Raw genomic sequence first — 638 nt, forward strand, 5'->3', positions numbered from 1 at the left:
TAACGGTAATCTCTCCCTTATCACGACACATAACCTTATCTTTTATCAGAGAGAAAGTTTCGTAAGAAACCAGGATTTCGCCTGGCTCTGATAGTGCTTCCAAGCGAGAAGCCAAGTTAACTTCCTTGCCGATAATGGTGTAGTCCATGCGGTTTTCAGCGCCAAAATTTCCTACAGTGCTGAAGCCCGTACTGATCCCAATTCGAATTTGTAGTGGCGTCTTGATTCCTTGGCTCTTCCACTTTTGACGCAGTATCTTCATGTGCTTACGCATCTCAATTGCCATGGAAACACAAGCCATCGTATCTTCTTTAGCGCCACGACTGGTTGGGTCACCAAAGAAAATCATAATACTGTCGCCAATAAACTTATCGATTGTGCCGCCGTATTTTAAGGCGATTTGCGACATTTCGTTGAAGTAGTTGTTCAGCAGCTCGGTCAAACCTTCGGGTTCCATTTCTTCCGACAGCTCTGTAAAACCTTTGATGTCAGAGAAGAAGATAGATAGACGCTTGCGCTGTGTTTCCAGGCGCACGTCACGTTCGCCGGTAAAAATTGACTGCCAGACTTGTGGAGATAGGTATTTAGCAAGCTTGTGAGAAAGCGATATAGACTGCTCTCTTTGTGTCTGAATCTGG

General features: G+C 45.0%; 1 protein-coding gene. It reads right to left on the bottom strand.

Features of this window, described 5'->3' with window-relative positions:
* Positions 1–638 (bottom strand): adenylate/guanylate cyclase domain-containing protein (locus A3766_RS05860; RefSeq protein WP_197479362.1); only part of this gene is annotated, 638 nt, incomplete at both ends.

Source organism: Oleiphilus sp. HI0132 (assembly GCF_001635845.1).